The organism is Flavobacterium aquicola, assembly GCF_003385115.1.
Taxonomy (GTDB): Bacteria; Bacteroidota; Bacteroidia; order Flavobacteriales; family Flavobacteriaceae; genus Flavobacterium; species Flavobacterium aquicola.
Genome location: NZ_QUNI01000003.1, coordinates 52,795 through 72,240, shown reverse-complemented (window position 1 = coordinate 72,240; position 19,446 = coordinate 52,795). Strand labels below are relative to the sequence as shown.

The window sequence follows — 19,446 nt, the reverse complement described above, 5'->3', positions numbered from 1 at the left end:
TATTTATGCTGAAATTTTATTGTCGTTTTTAGATATCTTTGCTTTAATTTTTAACGATAATAATTTCCAAAAACTATTTTTGTTAATTCCGTTTTTATTAAAATAAAAAACTTCGGGGATAGGATAGGTTACCGTTTTGTTCTTACATTTTACTTTATATTTTATCAAGTCATAAAACATACATTCAAACCGGTCATCGTATATTATTATTCCATTGTCCCATCTTATATTGTTTGACATACCTTGCACAATTATGTAATCGAAAAAAGCTCTAAAATGCCCTTCCTTATCCCCTTTTACGGCGAGATAAGTCATGCTCTGTACGTTATTTGGATAGTCTAAAATAGAATCACCTCGATCCAGTTCGGTAAACAAAAAGTTGCATTCATCAAAACAATAATGCTCTGGATCTGTATAAACCTGCTTATAGTCACGGCTCTGCATAAACAACGTATTCATTTTTATGTTATTTCTATACAAAAGAAAAGTTCCTGTTGTAATATCGTTTCTGCTGCTAATGATATCATACTCATTGAGAATTTTGGCAGTCATAAAATTGCGAATATTACCATAAGCCATATCGATATCTCCATGCCCCCAAAAATCATATTTTTGAATAATTTCCGGAAAGATAAAGCCATAAGCGGGTTTGAAATCACAGAGCTTATAAGGAGTTTCTATAGCTACCGTAAAGCCTAGTTTTACTGATGCACGTTCTTTGAACTCTTCCAATGTTTTGTAGACTACTTTCACATTTTCTGGCTTATCAGGTATAATAGCTGTGTTATCCGTAATTATTATAAAATCTACAGTTGGATTAAATTTACAGGTATGAATAAAATAAGGCATGTACCATGGATATTTACCATACCAGAAGGTTATTATAGCAAGTGATGATAGTCCTTCAGTATTTTTTTCTAAAACATTCATTGATTTATTTAAATTGCTTTTTGAATTTATTTTTGGTTGAATTTTGATAAAAAGAGATCTTGATTATTGCTAATAGGTTAAAAATATACCTTTATTTATTCTTTGATTTTTAAAGTTAAAAGATTTTCTCACTCTATATTGTAATCACCTTTATTGTATTTGTCGATTATTTCTTTTGCAGCTGCGAAATCAGCTTCATTTATTTGTAAATTTACAGGATTGTAGCCTCCGGCGGTAACTAACCAAGGCTCTATGGCTGACATATACTGGTTTTGGACAAAGCTTTCAATGCCGGCATTACTTAATAAATTTTTAATATTCATGACTTCCATTTGGGATCCTCTAAATAGTATTATCATTAATTTTTTATTTAAGTTAATCGTTTATTTCTTGTATTAATTTTTGTATCGAAAAGCCATATTTTATATTCATATAATACAATACAGAAATTGAGATAATGATATTTACTCCTATGCTTATATCAAAAAATAACGCGGTAGAAAATTTATTAGTCAGAAAATTTATGAGGAGAACAATTGCATTGCTGAAAGAATGCAAAATAATGGTGTATGCTATATTTTTATTTTTAGCATACACCATTCCTAAAAGAAACCCTACTATTGTAGCAAATACAATTTGAATTGGCTGTATATGGATAAGCCCAAATAGAAAAGCTGAAATTATGACACTCTTTTTTTTGTTATAATTATTTAGAAGAGAGTTTAATAAAATGTTTCTAAATATTATTTCTTCTAAAAAGGGAGCAACCACTACAGCGCCTAAAATAAAATATAGTGACGGCTGAAAACTATTATTTGGAAAAAGAAAGTGATTGATCGGTATAATGAATAAGGTTTGTAGCGTCCAAATAATTATTAAAACAAATAATATAAAATTAACATCAAATGGGATGATGACATAGTTTAATTTTACTCTGTTTTTAAAGTTGATCAAGTGTACAAATAGCACAAAAAATATCGAAAAACCAATAAAAAGTAAATGCATTGCCAAATCTTGATTAAATAATCTGTCTAATATAAAATATTTTAATGGCATACAAATGACCATTGACAAAATGAGCAATAAAGCAAATTGTACTATATTTTTTGGAAACATATCTTAATTTATTAAGACCTGCAAAAAGAATATTTGCAGGTCTAGATTTGTTCTTTTTAAGAGTTTTATAAACTAATCTACTACTTAATTAACGATTTAACTGCGTTAATTCCCATTTGAATTCCATTTGATACAGCTTGAGCAAAGTATAAAAGCTCGTTCTGTTCATTTGCTGCATTTGTGCCGGCTCCCATAGGGTTGTTTATCGGCTGCGCATATTGTGGTGCGGGAGGATATCCGCCACTCCCGCTGGATAACATTGGCTGTGTAGCCTGCCAAGTGCCATTTCCTCCGCTACCTGCCATAATATTTCTCATTTCTCTTCTAGATAGGCCATTTTCTAAATTGTAAAGATTCATTTTTTTCATTTTTTTTCATTTTTAAGTTTATATTAATAAAATTACCCTTATCATATCCAATATCAATCACGTGCACATGATTGAAAAGAGATGATAAAAAAACTTACAAATAAATAACATTATTTTCGATAAATTAAGTTTTTTTTGATTAATTTTACATTTTTTTACGAAAATATTTATTTTGCTAAAAATTAAAGCAAGAATTATAAAACAAATTGATTTATTTCAAAAAACACGGCACCTAAGTTTAGTACCATAAAACCCTCTATGCATTTAGAAAACGAACGAAATAGAATTACTATCATTCATATTAATTTGCATAAATTCACCAACTTAAGCATAAGACTTATTTATAAAAAAGTGTTCATGGTAATTAATCAACAAAGTGAAGCACCATAAACTTATATTTATAATGTTTATCGAGCAGATAAAGATCATATTGTGATTTTAAATTAAGAACTAAAATTTAAAAAAATTGTGTAGAACTAATAAAAAGTGACTAAAGTTTTTTTTTAAAGTTAATCAATGAATAAAATCTATATAAAATTATTATGAATATCAAACAAGGTGTATATTTTATGTCAAACAATAGAGTATTGGATATGACCATTACTTTTTTAAACAGTTTTAGAGTTCACAACAAAGAATTGCCATTATGCTTAATTCCTTACGACAATGATTTTAAACAAATTGAGGCATTAAAAGATGTTTATCATTTTCGTGTTTTTGACAATCAGCTACTGTTAGAGACTTGCGATTCTATTAGTGTTAAATTTCATGGTAATGTAGTAGGCGCCTATCGAAAACTTGTGACTTGGGAGGGCGCTTTTGAACAATTCATATATATAGACATCGATACTGTTGTGCTTGATAGCTTATCTTTTGTTTGGGCAAATCTAACTCATTGCAAAATATTTACTTCGCACTCTAATATAGCTGAAATCCGAGGATGGGTTTGGAAAGATTCCATTTATGCTAAAAATAAATTAAATAAATCACAAATTGAATATGCCGCAAATACAGGTTTTATAGTAAGCACAAAAAAAACTTTGTCTATAAACTGGGTTCTTAGTCAAGTAGAAGAAGCCTTGGCATTAAAAGAGCATATGACTTTGTTTTGCATGGAGCAGCCATTTTTAAACTTTCTGATAGTTACTTCTGGTTATAATTATGGAAGTTTATTTAGTTTCTTTTTAAGCGATGCCATAAGGGAGGAAAAAAGTAGCATAAAGTTGGAATTTTGGGCAGGTTTGCCTAGAGCAAAAATTAATAAAGGCCGATTAATACACCCTAAGCATCATCCAGTTTTCTTAGTGCATTGGGCTGGAGTATGGCAACAAAATGATGGTGATTTATCCAAAATTCCATATAAACAGCTTTGGGAGTATTATAGAAACCTAGACCCATTGTACTTGCCAGAACCAGAAAATGGAACTCAAAATAGCATTTTAAAACGTCTTTTAGCTTTTTTTAATATTGTGAAGTGACATGTTTCTATCACAATTCTTTTATAATAAAAAGTCCCATTTAAATAATTACAACTAAAAATGAAACAGTTAAGATAGTTAGATAAAATCGAAATAAAGTAAGAATACATAATTTTGAATGTAATACTAAAAACCTAATACCAGAATAAAATCTGGTATTAGGTTTTGCTTTTTTCTCTTATTTATACTCCGTACATCTATTTTGGCGATTTTGGGTCATTCTCAATATCTTTTGACTTTCGAAATGGGTTTTGTAATGATTAATATCCAAAGGTTTTCCTTAAAATACTTCTAGATGGAGCATTTCCATATAATAAAAGCTTAGGGCATATGCTGTTATATGTTGGCACACCGATTTTCAAAACAGTTTCAAGTTGCTCTTTGTTAGCTAAATATTGAGGTAGTAAAAAATTGGTGTTTGACAATTTTATTAAAAGCTTCAATTCTAGAGTTCGATGTGGATATTAACAGACAAACAGCCTCAAAACATTTAGAACAACTTATAGAACGTAAATTAGTGGCTTTACATAAAATAGGAAAAAAAAATTACATCAATACAGCTTTATATGACTTTCTGCATAATGTACCACAACAGTTTAAGTTTAAATAATTTTTATTTTGAATTCATTTTTAGTGTCATTTAAAAAAAACTTAACATGTCAAAATTATCATCTTAGAAAAAGTTAACACTTTATAAATTTTATCAATCCCGTCCTAAATAAAATTACGGTATATAAAATCTGCCCATTTCATTGAGTTTATACTTTGAAATGGTCATTTTCTAAAAGAGAACCCCCTGTATATTTTCTGGAGGAGGTCCTATGTGTTCTTCAAAAGGTTTATCCAACCATTTTTGCAGGTCAATTTTAACGAAAAAATTCAAACGTATAAAAGCTACTAAATTGGATAGATACCAATCAAATTTTGATTGCGCTTTTAATGCTTTTAGGATGGGAATAGTAATTAAAGTCGTCCAGATTTGAATCATAACAGCATTTTCGGATGTTCCCATAAATGATTTTATGTGAAGTAACTGCTTTATGTCTCTAAAAAAGATTTCTACTTGCCATCTGCTTTTGTATAACTCACCAATAGTTTTGGGTGACCAATAAAACTGATTTGTAATAAGCTCTATAATTTGTTCATTTTGTTCATCTCATACCGCTACACGCCGTAATTTTTTGGATATTTTGTTTTTGAAGGCTCATTTTTCAATTCAATCAATTCGTCTTTCATAATATGCTGATGACGATTTTCGGGCAACTCATTTTCTTATACTGTGATATATTGTAAGTTCTCTTTGTGTCTAATTAAAAAAAAAACTTCGTTGCTATCCCAGATATTTAAAAGAGAAAAGTCATTATAAAAGCGGTTAGCAACAATCACACTGTCTTTTAAAAGTGGAATTTCATAAGCTCCTTTATTATCAGCTGTTTTACCGTTGGTAATATTGATGTAAGCAGGTAAATTACCATCAAAATCAAGCAGTGTGTGCATTTTAACAGCTCCTTTGGCTTTTTTGTATTTTGCCCAATCAAACAAACTTAAGCATAAACTAATGGTAGTTGAGTTCAATAAAAAAATCTTTGACTTTATTCTGAATTTAACTTGTTTAAATTTGGGATGCTGTCCTAAACTTTGGAGTAATTCAAAATAATATTTTTTGAAGAGTTCGTGAGAACGATTTTTATTTTGATAACTAATCGAAGATTTTGAGGGAGCTTTATTGATTCCAAGATGGTTTAAGTTCCCTGTGGCAGAACGAAGTCCGTTACTGATATCTCGAACAGACTGACTCTTGGCAAACTGGCAGAAAAGCATTGAAATTAAATGATTCCAACTATTGAATCCTTTATTATGCTTGTCGGTTTCTTTCCTGGAAACTATTTTATTGAATTTTGAACGGTCTAATTTTGAAATTATTTGAGAAAACAAAGTTATATTTGCCATAAGAGGGCGGGTTTTTGTTGTGCAATTCAAAGTTAATTTGAGACACAAAAATTATCCTCTTTTTCTTTTCCTTTTTTTTAAACGTTTACGACGTTATTGAAATTTTATATTAATAAAATAATTTATCACTAAAGCCCAAAATAATTTGGATGGCTATAAATACTCAAGTGAGGAAAATCCAAAAAACATCACTGAGGCGATTTTTATACAAAATATAAAATATTAAAAATCATTAAGATATAATTTTAAAAAGAACAAATTTCAATTTTCATAACACTGAGGTCATGGATTCAATTCCCCTCTTTTCAACGATAATTATAATAAAACGGAACCGATAATAATAAGAAGAATTTAAAATTCATTTACTTTAAAGATTATCATTATCACAAACTATCTTATAAAAATCATCAATAAACTTGTTAGATTTTTCTAGATTACCCACTGTTAGAAAAATTAAGAAGTCCCTTTTTATGACATTCTTTAGTTCTAAAAAAATATTTTATTTAAATTAGAAGCTTAAATTTGTGTGACGCATTACCTAGCGGGCGGGAACTTGACTCTAACTAACATTGAGTTTTTATTTAGTTTAAAATAGACTTCCCTTTATATTCCCTTCAAAACAACATATGTTAATTATGTGTTCTATAACTTCTTTTTGTTATTCCCTTGTCACATTCTTTGAATTCAGAAATATAAAATCATAACATTGAACTCAAATTAGAATATTCTAAAATTGGAACAAGTTAAAAAAAACAACAAAAAAGCCAATCCCTTCGAATTGGATTTTTGTGGCAGTTATGTTTGTGTCTTATTAATTTATCATATCTTTAAATGTTTCTTGTTCTTTTAAATTCCAACATTATTGTCAATTATTGTTGATTTTTTTATCGCCTATAAAATGGTTCGAAAATTGTGCCGTTAGGGCTACTTTTATTATTTGCTTTCATTTTCTATTAAATAAAGCATACAATCCATTTCTTATTTCTTTAATTTGTTTTCAGGGACACTCATAACATCCACTTATCTCTATATAGTCGACGACAGTATTAGGAATATTGAAAATCTTGCTATATTTTACAAAAATATTTTTATGTATATTTGTCGGGAGCAAATGGAAACATATTGAAATACAAAGCAATAAGCACCGTTACCAAATCGTTACCAGACTACTTTGACAATCTCTATAAAAGCCCAGTATTCAGCCGATAAGGCTTTTTTCTAAAAACTTTAAAGAAAAAACAAAAAGGATTCCACTTCACACGAACGAAGCAATCTGGGCTAGGGCATTCGTTTTAAAATTAAAATTAATTTTTAACATTAATTTTATAATTTAGCGACATTTTAATAATCTAATTTTTCAAACGTTAAAAATAATAAGAATCTATTTTTAGCATCATTAACTTTATAAAAAATGAAGAGCCTTACAGAAATAATAACTAAAAATAATTTCTTTTACATTAGTGTTTTACTATTAATTATCGCTTGCAGTCTTTTTTTATGCATCTATTCTAGAGCTGAGGGGTTTGTGCTTATGAATAGTTTCCATTCAACTGCCTTAACAATCTTTTTTAAAAATATTACTTATTGCGGAGATGGTCTTTTTACCTTAATACTATTTGCAATTATCATGTTCTTTTTTAAAAAGCATAGAGAATTAGGGTTGCTTTTATTGATTGGCTATTTAAGTTCTGGTATTTTATCTCAAATCATAAAGAATTTTGTTTTCTCTCCAAGACCTAATGCCTATTTTGCATATTATCATCCCAACTATCATCTAGATACTTTTTTAAAAATCAAAAGTTATCGTAGTTTCCCTTCTGGTCATACGGCTTCAGTATTTGCAATGAGTACCATTCTTACAAATTATTTTAAAAAAAGATACTTGTATCCTTTGTTATTATTGTTTGCAGTTACAATAGGCTATTCACGTATTTATTTGGCTCAACACTTCCTTATTGATGTTTTGGCTGGTGCAATAATTGGAGTTTTATCAGGCACTTTCTGCATTCTATGGTACAGTAAAAACAAAATCAAAATCAACAAAATAATAATTCAACTTACACAGAAACTTCTATTAAGGATGCAAAATTTTAAAACGCAAGACAAACCAAAGGCGAATATTTAATGTTTGGATTACTTAGATTTTCTGTCTTGACTTGTAACTGATTTAACACTTATTATTAGCCAATAATTTCAAGAAAGTGCTTAGACCTAGAAAGAGTTGTTAACTTTTTTTATACAGATTACAAACTCTATAGCGAATTGAAAAAGTAATCTGGGCTAGGACATTGATTATCAAAAAAAAAAAAAAAAAATACTTTTTTACAATATATTTACAATTTTATTGAATTTTAATAATCTAAATTTCAACCATTAAAAACAGCAAGAGTCTATTTTTACCATATATTAATTTTATGAAAATGAAAAGACTTTTAGAAATAATAGACAAAAACAACTTTTTTTATATTGCAAGTTTGCTCTTGACTATCTCTGCTGTTTTCTTTTTATGCACTAATACAAAAGCTAATAGTTTCATCATTTTGAATGTCTTCCACTCAGCTTCACTAACAATCTTTTTTCAAAACATTACTATTTGCGGAGATGGCCTTTTCACTTTATTGCTATTTGTGGTTATCATGCTTTCCTTTAAAAAACATAGAGAATTAGGGGTGCTTTTGCTCCTTGGCTATTTAAGTTCTGGAATTTTATCCCAAATCATAAAACATTTTGTTATGTCGCCTAGGCCTAGCGTATATTTCGAATCCCTACATTATAGCTATTATTTGGACACTTTTTCAAATTGCAGAATTGGATTTCGAAGTTTCCCTTCTGGTCATACCGCTTCGGCATTTGCAATGGTGACCGTTTTTACAAATTATTTTAAAACAAGACATATCTGGGCTTTTTCATTGTTATTTGCAATGGCGATAGGATATTCCCGAATTTATCTGGCCCATCATTTCCCAATTGATGTATTGGCGGGAGCTACTTTAGGCATTCTATCAGGTACTTTCAGTATTTTATGGTACAGAAAAAATAAATTCAAGATCAAAAAAGCGGGTATTCAAATTACAAGGCAATACAACTTAACGATGCACAATTTTAAAACTCAGCATAAACCAAAAATAAATGGATCTTATTAAATTTTTTAAATTTGGATTGGTTGGGTTTTCCGGACTCCTGATAGATTTCTCAATAACTTGGTTTTGTAAAGAAAAATTGTTGCTTAACAAATACCTTTCCAATTCATTTGGATTTCTTTTTGGTGTTGTCAACAATTATTTTCTGAATAAATATTTCACTTTTCACAATACAGATAACCATCTTGCCACTCAATTTTTAAGCTTTCTGATTATCTCCATTATCGGTTTTTTATTGAATACCTCATTTCTTTATTTACTTCAAAAAAATACCAAAATCAATTTCTATGTTTGCAAAGCAATCGTAACAATAATTGTTTTCGTCTGGAATTTTACCGCAAACTCATTGTACACCTTTAAATTATAATGAAAGAAAATCAACAGTTAATCTTAATTATAGCACTGGCAACAATCACTAGATGCATTATAGCCGTATCAATAGGCTTGGGCAACGACGAAGTGTATTATCTGACGTATGCCCAACATCTGCAATGGAATTATTTTGACCATCCACCAATGGTTGCCTTGTTAATTCGGCTGACAACTTTTAATCTCTATTTCACCAATGAGTTTTTTGTTCGTTTGGGATCAATTATTTTTGGTGCAGTTAATACTTATTTGATTTATCGCATCTGCGAAAGAATTAAAAATAAAAAAGCGGGTTTAATCGCCTCGTTGCTTTATTCAGGTTCCTTGTATTCCAGCATAATTGCAGGAGTATTTATTTTGCCGGACTCTCCACAATTATTTTTTTGGCTGATTAGTATTCGCTTTTTAATTCAAATTGTTTCCGAAACTGCCGAACCTAAAAAACTTAACAAACATCTGATCCTTTTCGGTTTATTCAGCGGATTGTGTATTATGAGCAAAATTCACGGGATCTTTTTATGGGCTGGTTTTGGGTTGTACATTTTATGCTACCAAAGAGCTTTACTAAAAAATGGTTATCTGTATTTAGCAGTTCTGATTACTTTGCTCATTATTTCGCCAATTTTAATTTGGAACATCGAAAATCATTTTATAACCTATACCTTTCACAGTCAAAGAGTCACAATTAACAGAGGAATCAATGTTTCCGGTTTTTTTAGAGAGTTTTTTGGAGGCTTTTTTTATAACAATCCGATTAATTATTTTTTGACAATTTGTACTTTAATTGCCGTTTGGAAAAATAAAATCGACATTTCGACAGCTGTCAAAAGACTGCTTCTTTTGATAAGCCTTCCTTTAATTCTATTATTACTTTCTATCTCATTCTTCAGAGACACTCTGCCACATTGGTCAGGTCCGGCATTTGTTACACTACTAATACTCACTTCCTGTTACATTTCCGATGAAATTGAAAGTACCAAGAATACTAATACAATATGGAAAAGATCAGTAAATTCCTCATGCATATTGATTTCTGTAATTGCAGTGGCAGGTATTCTAACTATAAATTTCTACCCAGGAACAATTGGAAAGAAGGACGAAATATCCTTGGGCAAAAAAGACTTTACACTTGACATGTATGATTGGAACTTCTTCAAAACTGAATTTAAAAAAGTACGCAATAAAAACATACAATCGGGCATAACAAAAACTACTTTCATCCTAAATAACAAATGGTTTCCTGGAGCGCATATTGACAATTATATTGCACAGCCTTTGGGACTGGACTTTATAGCTTTAGGAAAACTGGAAGATATCCATACTTATAATTGGTTAAATACCTATAGAAAACAGCTAAAAATTGGTGATGATGCCTATTTTGTAACTGTTTCAAATAGTTTTAGCGATCCGAAAGAATTGTACAAAAAGAGCTTTAAAAAAATTAATCCTCCAATAATTATTAGACAATTCAGGAATAAAAAACCTGCCCGAAATATGCTGGTTTATTTACTTCAGGATTATACTGACGAATAAAAATTATTCCTTCACAATCTCAATTTTTCTTCGAATTTCGTTTCCAAATTCATCGACCACAGTAATGTAATGAAATCCCGTCGTTGCCGAAATAGGCATTTCATGAAAGGTTTTGGTCGTGCCTTTAAAAACATTATCGACATACCAAAACAATTTGCTTTCGCGTTGCGAATGAGCCACTTTTAAAATCACGGGCTGTACTTCGCTGTTGAAATTTTTGGTCAAATAGATTTTGCTGTTGGTTTTTGGGTAAATAAAATCCATTGTAGCGGTTTGTGTTCCCATACAATCATTTCTGAACGGAGGCAACGGCAAATACTCAATGTGCTGACTTTTGTAATACCAAGCCATCACGGGAGGCAAAACAAACCAATTTTTGGTCACAATTTTATCAACACTTTCGCAACTGCTGTTAACCTGAAACTGCAGTGTTTTATCCAAATGCACCGTTTTATGGTAGGGACAAACAGGAGTATTCTTCCCTTTTTTGGAAACCCATTGTTTAATTGTCGGACAGCCTTCTTTGGCAATATAGCCACTCAGGTTACAGACCTCAACTTCATCCAAATCTTTATAGGGCGTATCAAACCATCGTTGTCTTGGCAACAAATTAAAGACATCAAACAAAATAGGAGCCGAACTTGTAACTCCCGTCAATGTAGGCCTTCCCTCACCTGTTGCGTTACCTACCCACACACCCACAACATATTTTGCATTCGTTCCTATCGCCCACGCATCGCGGTTACCAAAACTAGTTCCAGTTTTCCAAGCAATTTTGAGCGAACTGTCGTAGAATTTCCAAGCCTCGTCACCCTCGGGACGATTTACCTGTTCCATTGCATTATAGGTCTGCCAAATCGAACCCGCTCCCAAAATGTTCTTTTGCTTGGTTTCGTCCCCAAAATCTATTTGAAAATCATCATCATAATTAAGTTCTGCAAATTCATTGGTTCGGTAGTTTCCTTGATTTTTATTGAAATAATTTAAGGTTGAAGACAAACCCGCATAGGTTCGGCACAAATCCCATAAATTGCTTTCGGCTCCGCCCAAAATAAGCGACAAACCGTAATGGTCTGGAGGTTTATTTATATCTCTTAATTTGAAACGCTGTAATTCTTCATAAAATTTATTCACACCAAAATCCTGCAACATCAATACGGCGGGAATATTCAGCGAACGCGACAATGCCCGATGTGCCGGAACCGCACCGTCAAATGTCAGGTTGAAATTTTGTGGTGTATAACCCGAAATCTGTGTCGGGATATCAGCCACCAATGTGTTGGGCAACAATTCCCCGTCGTCGAGCATAGCCCCGTACAAAAGCGGTTTGAGAATACTTCCCGTACTTCGTGGCGCATCGATAATATCCACATCTTTTTGGTGGTTACCATCCGTAGGCGAATTCCCCACGTAACTCAGCACTTTTCGATTGGACACGTCAATAACCAAAATGGCCAAATTATGGACTTCATTTTGTCTGTATTGATTGTAATAATACTTCGCAATTTGGTTGACCCTGTTCTGCAATCCAATTTCAATAGTCGTTTTAACCCTTGTTCCCGACTGATTTCTGGCAACACGTTGCAATAAATGAGGTGCAATTTGAGGCAGATCATACGGCTTTTGTGGCAACGGTTCGTCTATCGAAAGTTCATAAGTTTGCTTGTCGATTATTCCTTCTTGATTTAATTTTAGCAAAAGCCTATTGCGTTTACTTAATAATTTAATTTGGTTTTTACCAGGGTAAATTAAACTTGGAGCATTCGGCAAAACCGCCAATGTTGCGCTTTCAGCCCAAGACAATTGATGTGACTGCACTCCAAAATACCGCCAGGAAGCCATTTCGAGACCCACCACATTTCCGCCAAAAGGAGCATGAGAAGCGTATAATTCCAATATTCCATTTTTCGAATATCCCAACTCTAATCTCGTTGCGAGAATAAGTTCGATTAATTTTTCGAAATAGGTTCGCCCTTTTCCATTTCTAGATAAGCGGATTACTTGTTGCGTCAAAGTACTTCCGCCACGAACGACTTTGCCTGCTTTTCTATTTTGCTTAAATGCGTTGACCATCGCCACAGGATTGAATCCAGGGTGTTTATAAAAATACTCATCCTCAAAATAGACAATGCATTTCTTGAATTTATTAGGAACGCTGTCTTGCGCGGGAAACCGCCATTGTCCGTCAAGCGCAATTTTAGCGCCAAGCAACTCACCTTCCCTGCTTTCAATCACCGTGGAATACGGTTCCTGAAACAAAGTTCGTCGCAACGAAAAATAATAAACCACCAACAGCAAAAATGCTATTGATGATTTTATTTTATTCCTTTTTATCCAATTGATGATGCGTTGTGAGAACGCTATTAGTTTATTTTTCAAAGTTTTTTTGTTTAACCGCAAGGGTCGCAAAGTTATACGCTAAGTACGCAAAGTTTTTTTGGACACGGATGACACGGATGGAACGGATTATCACAGATTTTTACTTTATAAATTTTTATTTCAATTTGCATAAAATCCTTTGTATCCGAGCTATATTTTATCTGCGTAAATCTGCAAAATCTGCGTGCTATATTTTTCATGCAGATTTCGCAGATTCAGCAGATTTATTTTTAATTCAATCCGTGTAAAATCCGTTTAATCCGTGGCATCCGTGGCCCATATCATTATCTACTTCACCACCTGAACCCAAAATCCTTTAGTCCTTGCCAAAAACGTATTATCATACATCGCCTCGCATTGCAGTCCAGGTAAATAATACGTTCCCAAATAAGAAGCATTCAGCAATATTCTAAACGTTTTTGCCTCACCTGCTTTCAAGCCAAAATAGAAATTAGTTCTATCATCACGAATATCAATATAATCGGCAACATTGTTGGTTGCGTCACCATAGTCCGTAAAACGGGTATTTACAATTTCAAAACCGGATGGTAAAATCTGAGACAACGCTACATTTTCAACGTGTTCGTTCTTTTGGTTTCTAACGGTAACCTCAGCCACAAACTCGGTTCCCTGATTGATTTTAGATACATTGATAACACCACCTTTTCGGTTTTTGAAAACTATAGAAGCCGAAACATTGCTCTGTATTTCATTTTCCTGACCAATAGGAAGAATTCCGGTATTCAGCACCCTAACAAACAATCTGTTCTTTCTGTTATTTTTTAGAGTCACACTGTTTGAACCCATTTTGACAGCCAAACTCTTGTCTGCTATGGTTTTCATAGTTTTAACTGCTTGCGATTTTCCGTCTTTGGTAAACTGAATATCAATTCCTTTGGCACCATTGCTCATCGAAAATTTAGCCATTGCATACAAGCAATAAGCCGTGGTCTGCGTGCTCATCCATTGATCGCTGGACATGTCTTTTGCTAATTTTATCGCCATTGCAAATGACTTTTCCTTTTGCCCAAGCAACAACATCGTTTCCAATGCCATTGCCCGATTTCTGTCGGCCGAACCATAATAGTAATAGTTGTAATTGGAATTATCTTCTATTGTACTGTTCAAAAATAATGTCTGACCAGCCGATTTTTGTCCTGCCAACACATACGCCACTGCCAAACGCAATTTACTTTCGTTCGAAATCCCTTTCGTCTCTCGCAATCTGTTCATCGAAGCCAAATCAGGTGATCCCGCCAAAGCCAAAGTGTATAAACGATAGGCCTGCGCCAAATCATTTCCGTAGCTTGGCATAAAACGCCATTGCTTGGCTTCTTTTTGTTGGTACGAAAGCCATTTTGATTTAAAATTAATCGGCAAAAAATACCCTTTTTTCTCCGCTTCAATCATAAAATGTCCGGCATATGAAGTTCCCCAATCATCTGCGACCGTATTCCCCTGCCAATACGCCACTCCGCCATTCGACAATTGAAAACTTCCCAAACGGGTAATTCCTGCGGTTACATTTTTCTGAATCAAATCTTTGCGATAAGCATCCAAATCAACGATGTCATTCAGATACAACTGTGGGAAAACCGACGATGTAGTCTGCTCCACACAACCGTGAGGATACTGAATAAGATACTGCAAACGCCCATTCAAATTGATGGTCGGCATTGATGAAATTTCCAATTTCGCCTTATTACTTCCCGAAACACCGAATGTTTTCCACGAAATAGTTTTCGAACTGTTCGGTTCCAAAATCACATCGGTAAACGTATTAGTCACCGGATTCGGATTGGTCATATCAATTTCCACATCATAAACTGATTTCTCTTTGCCCGAAGTCGCCACAATCTGCACTTTTCCGATTCCTGTAACGGAACCAACAGCCAAATTGAAATAAGCCATTTTCTCGTCAGGCTGAGTAAATACAACATTTTGAACGGCATTGCCAATTACTTTCAGACCGTTATTCGTTTTAATCTGAACCGTAACATTTTTGATATTTTTTTCCATTGCAAAAACAGTAACCGGAATCGTCACCTTTTCTGATGGAGAAATTTTTCTTGGCAACGAAGCCAAAACCATCAACGGACTGCGGACAGGAGTTGCTTTTTCGACACTTCCGTAGGCACTTGTAGTCGCATCGCCAGCCACGATCATCGTTTTTACCGAACCAATGTATTTTGGCAATTTTATCTGATGGGTTTTGGTTTGACCTTTTTCCAGTTTAAAAGGCCCCATAAAAATCACAACTGGTTTAAATCGGTTTGCTTTTTTAGCTTTTCCGCCACCTAAATCCTGATCACCACCAATGCTGAAAACCTGATTCACTTTTCCGCCATACGCACCGATCACATCATCGTAAATATCCCAGGTTTTTACGCCCAAAGCTTCGCGAACATAAAAACTGTCCCATGCATTTGGTGCTTTAAAACGGGTCAAATCCAATAATCCTTCATCTACAATTGCAATCGTATATGTCATTTCCCTGCCGGATTGTTCGCTCACTTTTAGCGCAAATGACTGTTCGGGGCGCAATACATCCGGCATCGTTAATTTTGGCGTAAGTATCGTGTTTTTGTCCACCACTTCAATCGGTACAATTCCGTACATACGAATCGGCAAATCGTTCTTGGTTGAAGCGTGCGGTTGCAACAGCGTAATATTGAAATATACATTCGGCGCCATCGAAGCGGTAATTGGAATCGTTACTTTTGTTTCACCTTTTTTGGTTTCTGCCCAAAGAGTTTGTACTACTTTCGAACCATTTTCGATAGAAATAAAAGCACGTCCCCCTTCACTTGATGGAAACGAAATTTGAGCATTTTCGCCTACAGCATACTTTTCTTTATCAGTAGAAAAAACCAACATATTGGCCGTTGAAGCATCAGTATTTTTAGTTTTTCCAGACCACATTGGCCAATCGATATTTACCGTTAAAGCCGTTGCGTGCCCACCAACTTCATCCGAAACCCGAATCAAATAACGTCCCCATTCTTCATCCGTCAATGCAAACCGCACTGCTCCTTTTCCATTCGCATCGGTATTTATTCTAAAAGTTTTATAGGAAGTCGTGGCATTATCCGAATTATAATTGGATAAATTATCACTCGACGCATCCCACCACCAGCGCCATTCTACTTTATAGATTTTTACTTCCAGATTTTTAACCGACTTTGGGCGTCCGTTTTCATCTACCGTAACGATATCAAATTGGTTCACTTTACGGGTTTCCAGCATTCCATATTTACTGAGTTCAGGTGACTTAATCCCAACATAAGTGCTGAACGGAGAATAAGTTGTCGCAATAACATCGGTGCTGAAATCACCGCCTTCCTCATACACTTTTGTGATGAACAAAGCCTTAAGCATTCCAGGCGCCACTCCTTGTATATTTGGATCTATTGCGGTATTTGCTTTTCCGTTGGCATCCAATTTTCCTGAGAAAACAGTAATTTCCTCGGTACTGAATTGTCGCACCAAATCATCAAATGTATACTTTTCATAGTTTTTGAAAGTCGTTGTTTGTGGCGAAAATTTAGCCTGTATTTCGACATTCAAATTTTTGGCGACAGCCCCGTGAAGCCAAGTCACCTTGAGGTTGCTTGTGTTTGGATACGAAGACGAAAGCACCGCTCTTTTGAACGTATTTTTAATTTTCAAACGATTCGGTTTGATCGTTTCGATTTTGATATTTTTGTAAAATTTGGCACCTCCGACACTAACCATGGCTTCCCAACTTCCCGTAGGCGCATCCGCTTCTGTGGGAACGGTAAAAGCATAATGATTCCACTCATTGATTTTTTGAACCGTCTGATAGGTAACTTTCCCGTTAGGATCGCTCAATCTGAATTTTATCGGATGTCCCAACGGCAATTTATTCGAGGCATCGTTCAAAATAAAAGACAAATACAAATTATCGCCAGGTCGCCAAACCCCTCGTTCCCCATAAATAAAACCTTTGAGACCTTTTTGCAAAGTCTCACCCGAAACATTAAAATTACTCACCGACAATGAATTTCCATCGTCCAATCGCACGTAAGTGGATTGCATTCCATAAGTCACAATCGCAAAATAGGCAAAAGTATCCAACTGAAAGCTCGCAATTCCCTCACTACTTGTCGCCAAAGTTGCTAATTTTTGTTGCTGAAAACTGTACAAATCCACTCTGGCATTCGCAATCGGTTCGGTCGTAATAATGTTGCTTACCGCGAATAGATAGGATTTATTTTCTCCTCTTTTGGCAATTACCCCAACATCCGAAGCCAAAATATTAGTTCCGATCTTGGCATTGTAATAATAGGAATCCGTACAGGGATCCTGGCTTTCCCTCCAGTCATAATCGTCGTAATAATATTCGTCGTAGGCATTTTGACTGTAATTCACATCCTTTTCATCGACTTCTTCCTCTTCATTTTCACCGTCATCAGCTTCCGAATTTTGACATTTATATAACGAATACGCTTTTTTATAAGCGAACTCCACTCTGTAAATCGCTCCAGGTTCCGGCGTTATGATTTTGGATAAATCCAAAGCAAAAGTGTTCCATTTACTTAGATTTACTAAATTCCCCTCGTTAAGATTGAGCGTTGTTTTGGCAACAGGCTGACCTACTCTTTTTAGATTTCTTGTGCCATTCAATTCATTATCCTGTAAAAATTGAAGAATATTATTTTTATAAATTTTAAACACTTTTACATCGACAGCTCGAAGATTTACGGCTTCAAAATTGAGTTTTAAATTACTCGAACTTGGCAGAATCGTTCCGTTTTTGATGAAACGAACACTAGGTTTTATTTCGTCAAATGAAATTTTATCGGAGTAATTCTCATTCAGTTTTTTACCGTATTCACTTTCAATTCCCTGAAAGACTTCCAACAATAATTCTCCGGTGAGTTTTTGCGAAAAGACAGCAACTGGCTCAGGTTCTACAACCTCAACCACCTCCTCTTCTTCAGGTTCTGCAACCGAAGCTGAATCAACCACAACCGCTGCACTATCAACAACCACAGTAGTTTCAATAACTTCAGGTACAACTTCAACTGGTTTTTCAACCGCTTTTTCATTATTAAAATAAACTTTCAAGACATTTCCCTGTGTCGAAAACTTCAAATTATTAGTATTTTGAATCGCCACCAAACCTTTAAAATCCTGCCCTTTCTCCAAAGGTTCCGAAAAATTAATCGACAACATTTGATTATTTCCCTCCTGCAATTCGGTTTTGATAACTTTGAACTCATTCAGAGCCGTAATCGGAAAATCAATCGTCCCTTTTTGGTCCATATCATAATCGCTTCCGTCGTATTTTATCTCGAGATTACTTGCAGAATCCACTCTCTGAATACTGTCAATTCTGAATTTAAACTCTTTCCCAACAGCATTCGATTTTTCGAAAATAATTTTCAAATCATTGCCGTTATACTCGGCTTCCACCAACTTTTTGGCGGTTTCAAAATCCATATTGTCGGCAGTTTTCAGCACACAATTCAGATATTGGTATTCCTTGCTGTACGACTGAACGTCGAGCGTATTTACAATAAAGTCCTGCTTGATGGTTTTTACCGTGAAATTGAAATTGGAAAGTTCCTTGTTCTTTTCGGCTACCTTTGAATTCAGTTTATCCAAATGCAGAGTCACCTGATATTCAGTGCCCGATTCCAGCTTTTTTTCGGGAATAAAAGCAATGGTATTGTTCGAAAGTGCCACTACTTTTCCGTGGACATTAGGAGAAATATCGATCAAATCATCATCCAAAACCTGATTGACTTTCCAATTGTTATCGAAAGCCAAAACCACACGAATATCTGATTGCGCCGAGACGATTCCCCCCGTAAAACTGACTATATACTCTTTAAATAATGAAAAATCGGAATTAAAATCGGAGGCAGATTTTCGGCCACACGCCTGAAACAAAAAAAACACACAAATCACGTAAATTAATCCTTTTGTTTTCACTTTTATTTAGAGTTAATGGGTTACGAACTAAGACAATGACAAAGATTCACAGTTAAAAATCATAACTGCAAAACCGATACAATATTGTAGTAAATGTATATAATTTTAAGAAGAAAATTCTTTGGAGGGGAATTATTTTTTGGAGGTGTTTTTTTAAGATAATTTTACTGCATCATGCATAATATAAACATACTAAACCTTGGTTTTTCTCGCAAAGAAGCG

Annotated in this window: 11 protein-coding genes and 1 pseudogene; 5 read left to right on the top strand and 7 right to left on the bottom strand. The window is 33.9% G+C overall.

Translation table 11 applies throughout. The annotated features are described in order from the left end of the window. Positions 1–3: 3 nt before the first annotated feature. The 4 genes from C8P67_RS05370 to C8P67_RS05355 all read right to left on the bottom strand — a co-directional run bounded on the left by C8P67_RS05370 (position 4) and on the right by C8P67_RS05355 (position 2,414). Entirely contained in the window at positions 4–930 is a 927-nt protein-coding gene (locus C8P67_RS05370) for a DUF6625 family protein (RefSeq protein WP_115811171.1), read from the bottom strand. A 128-nt stretch (positions 931–1,058) separates the two neighbouring features. Next, positions 1,059–1,289: a putative signal transducing protein gene (locus C8P67_RS05365; protein WP_115811170.1), complete on the bottom strand. Its 231-nt coding sequence runs from the start codon at positions 1,287–1,289 to the stop codon at positions 1,059–1,061. Between the two features lie 16 nt (positions 1,290–1,305). Then, positions 1,306–2,046 carry a CPBP family intramembrane glutamic endopeptidase gene (locus C8P67_RS05360; protein ID WP_115811168.1) on the bottom strand — a complete coding sequence of 247 codons (741 nt, stop codon included), beginning with the start codon at positions 2,044–2,046 and terminating at the stop codon, positions 1,306–1,308. An 80-nt stretch (positions 2,047–2,126) separates the two neighbouring features. Next, on the bottom strand, positions 2,127–2,414 hold the full coding sequence (locus tag C8P67_RS05355; protein WP_115811166.1) for a hypothetical protein: 288 nt from the start codon (positions 2,412–2,414) through the stop codon (positions 2,127–2,129). 542 nt (positions 2,415–2,956) lie between these two features. Here C8P67_RS05355 and C8P67_RS05350 point away from each other — a divergent pair. Then, positions 2,957–3,892: a hypothetical protein gene (locus tag C8P67_RS05350; RefSeq protein WP_115811164.1), complete on the top strand. Its 936-nt coding sequence runs from the start codon at positions 2,957–2,959 to the stop codon at positions 3,890–3,892. A 781-nt stretch (positions 3,893–4,673) separates the two neighbouring features. On the opposite strand, the pseudogene C8P67_RS05340 reads toward C8P67_RS05350, so the two are convergent. Continuing rightward, positions 4,674–5,842: pseudogene (locus C8P67_RS05340) on the bottom strand (IS4 family transposase). A gap of 1,411 nt (positions 5,843–7,253) precedes the next feature. On the opposite strand from C8P67_RS05340, the gene C8P67_RS05335 reads away from it, so the two are divergent. From C8P67_RS05335 to C8P67_RS05320, 4 genes are all read left to right on the top strand, one after another. Then, entirely contained in the window at positions 7,254–7,967 is a 714-nt protein-coding gene (locus C8P67_RS05335; protein ID WP_115811159.1) for a phosphatase PAP2 family protein, read from the top strand. Positions 7,968–8,262: 295 nt separating this feature from the next. Then, positions 8,263–8,985: a phosphatase PAP2 family protein gene (locus C8P67_RS05330; protein ID WP_170141414.1), complete on the top strand. Its 723-nt coding sequence runs from the start codon at positions 8,263–8,265 to the stop codon at positions 8,983–8,985. Then, positions 8,972–9,349 carry a GtrA family protein gene (locus C8P67_RS05325; protein ID WP_115811154.1) on the top strand — a complete coding sequence of 126 codons (378 nt, stop codon included), beginning with the start codon at positions 8,972–8,974 and terminating at the stop codon, positions 9,347–9,349. Before C8P67_RS05330 ends, C8P67_RS05325 begins: the two co-directional genes overlap by 14 nt. Further along, the gene (locus C8P67_RS05320; protein ID WP_115811153.1) at positions 9,349–10,884 is read left to right on the top strand and encodes an ArnT family glycosyltransferase; all 1,536 of its coding nucleotides are present in this window, start codon (positions 9,349–9,351) and stop codon (positions 10,882–10,884) included. Before C8P67_RS05325 ends, C8P67_RS05320 begins: the two co-directional genes overlap by 1 nt. 3 nt (positions 10,885–10,887) lie before the next feature. Here C8P67_RS05320 and pbpC read toward each other — a convergent pair whose 3' ends face one another. Together pbpC and C8P67_RS05310 are read right to left on the bottom strand one after the other, a co-directional pair. Continuing rightward, the gene (pbpC, locus tag C8P67_RS05315) at positions 10,888–13,263 is read right to left on the bottom strand and encodes a penicillin-binding protein 1C (RefSeq protein WP_115811928.1); all 2,376 of its coding nucleotides are present in this window, start codon (positions 13,261–13,263) and stop codon (positions 10,888–10,890) included. Between the two features lie 288 nt (positions 13,264–13,551). Then, entirely contained in the window at positions 13,552–19,224 is a 5,673-nt protein-coding gene (locus C8P67_RS05310) for an alpha-2-macroglobulin family protein (RefSeq protein WP_115811151.1), read from the bottom strand. Between the last annotated feature and the right edge of the window lie 222 nt (positions 19,225–19,446).

Coding starts and splice junctions, on each gene's coding strand:
- C8P67_RS05355 (WP_115811166.1), bottom strand. CDS start 2,414: ATGAAAAAAATGAATCTTTACAATTTAGAAAATGGCCTATCTAGAAGA.
- C8P67_RS05335 (WP_115811159.1), top strand. CDS start 7,254: ATGAAGAGCCTTACAGAAATAATAACTAAAAATAATTTCTTTTACATT.
- C8P67_RS05350 (WP_115811164.1), top strand. CDS start 2,957: ATGAATATCAAACAAGGTGTATATTTTATGTCAAACAATAGAGTATTG.
- C8P67_RS05325 (WP_115811154.1), top strand. CDS start 8,972: ATGGATCTTATTAAATTTTTTAAATTTGGATTGGTTGGGTTTTCCGGA.
- C8P67_RS05320 (WP_115811153.1), top strand. CDS start 9,349: ATGAAAGAAAATCAACAGTTAATCTTAATTATAGCACTGGCAACAATC.
- C8P67_RS05365 (WP_115811170.1), bottom strand. CDS start 1,289: ATGATAATACTATTTAGAGGATCCCAAATGGAAGTCATGAATATTAAA.
- C8P67_RS05360 (WP_115811168.1), bottom strand. CDS start 2,046: ATGTTTCCAAAAAATATAGTACAATTTGCTTTATTGCTCATTTTGTCA.
- C8P67_RS05370 (WP_115811171.1), bottom strand. CDS start 930: ATGAATGTTTTAGAAAAAAATACTGAAGGACTATCATCACTTGCTATA.
- C8P67_RS05330 (WP_170141414.1), top strand. CDS start 8,263: ATGAAAAGACTTTTAGAAATAATAGACAAAAACAACTTTTTTTATATT.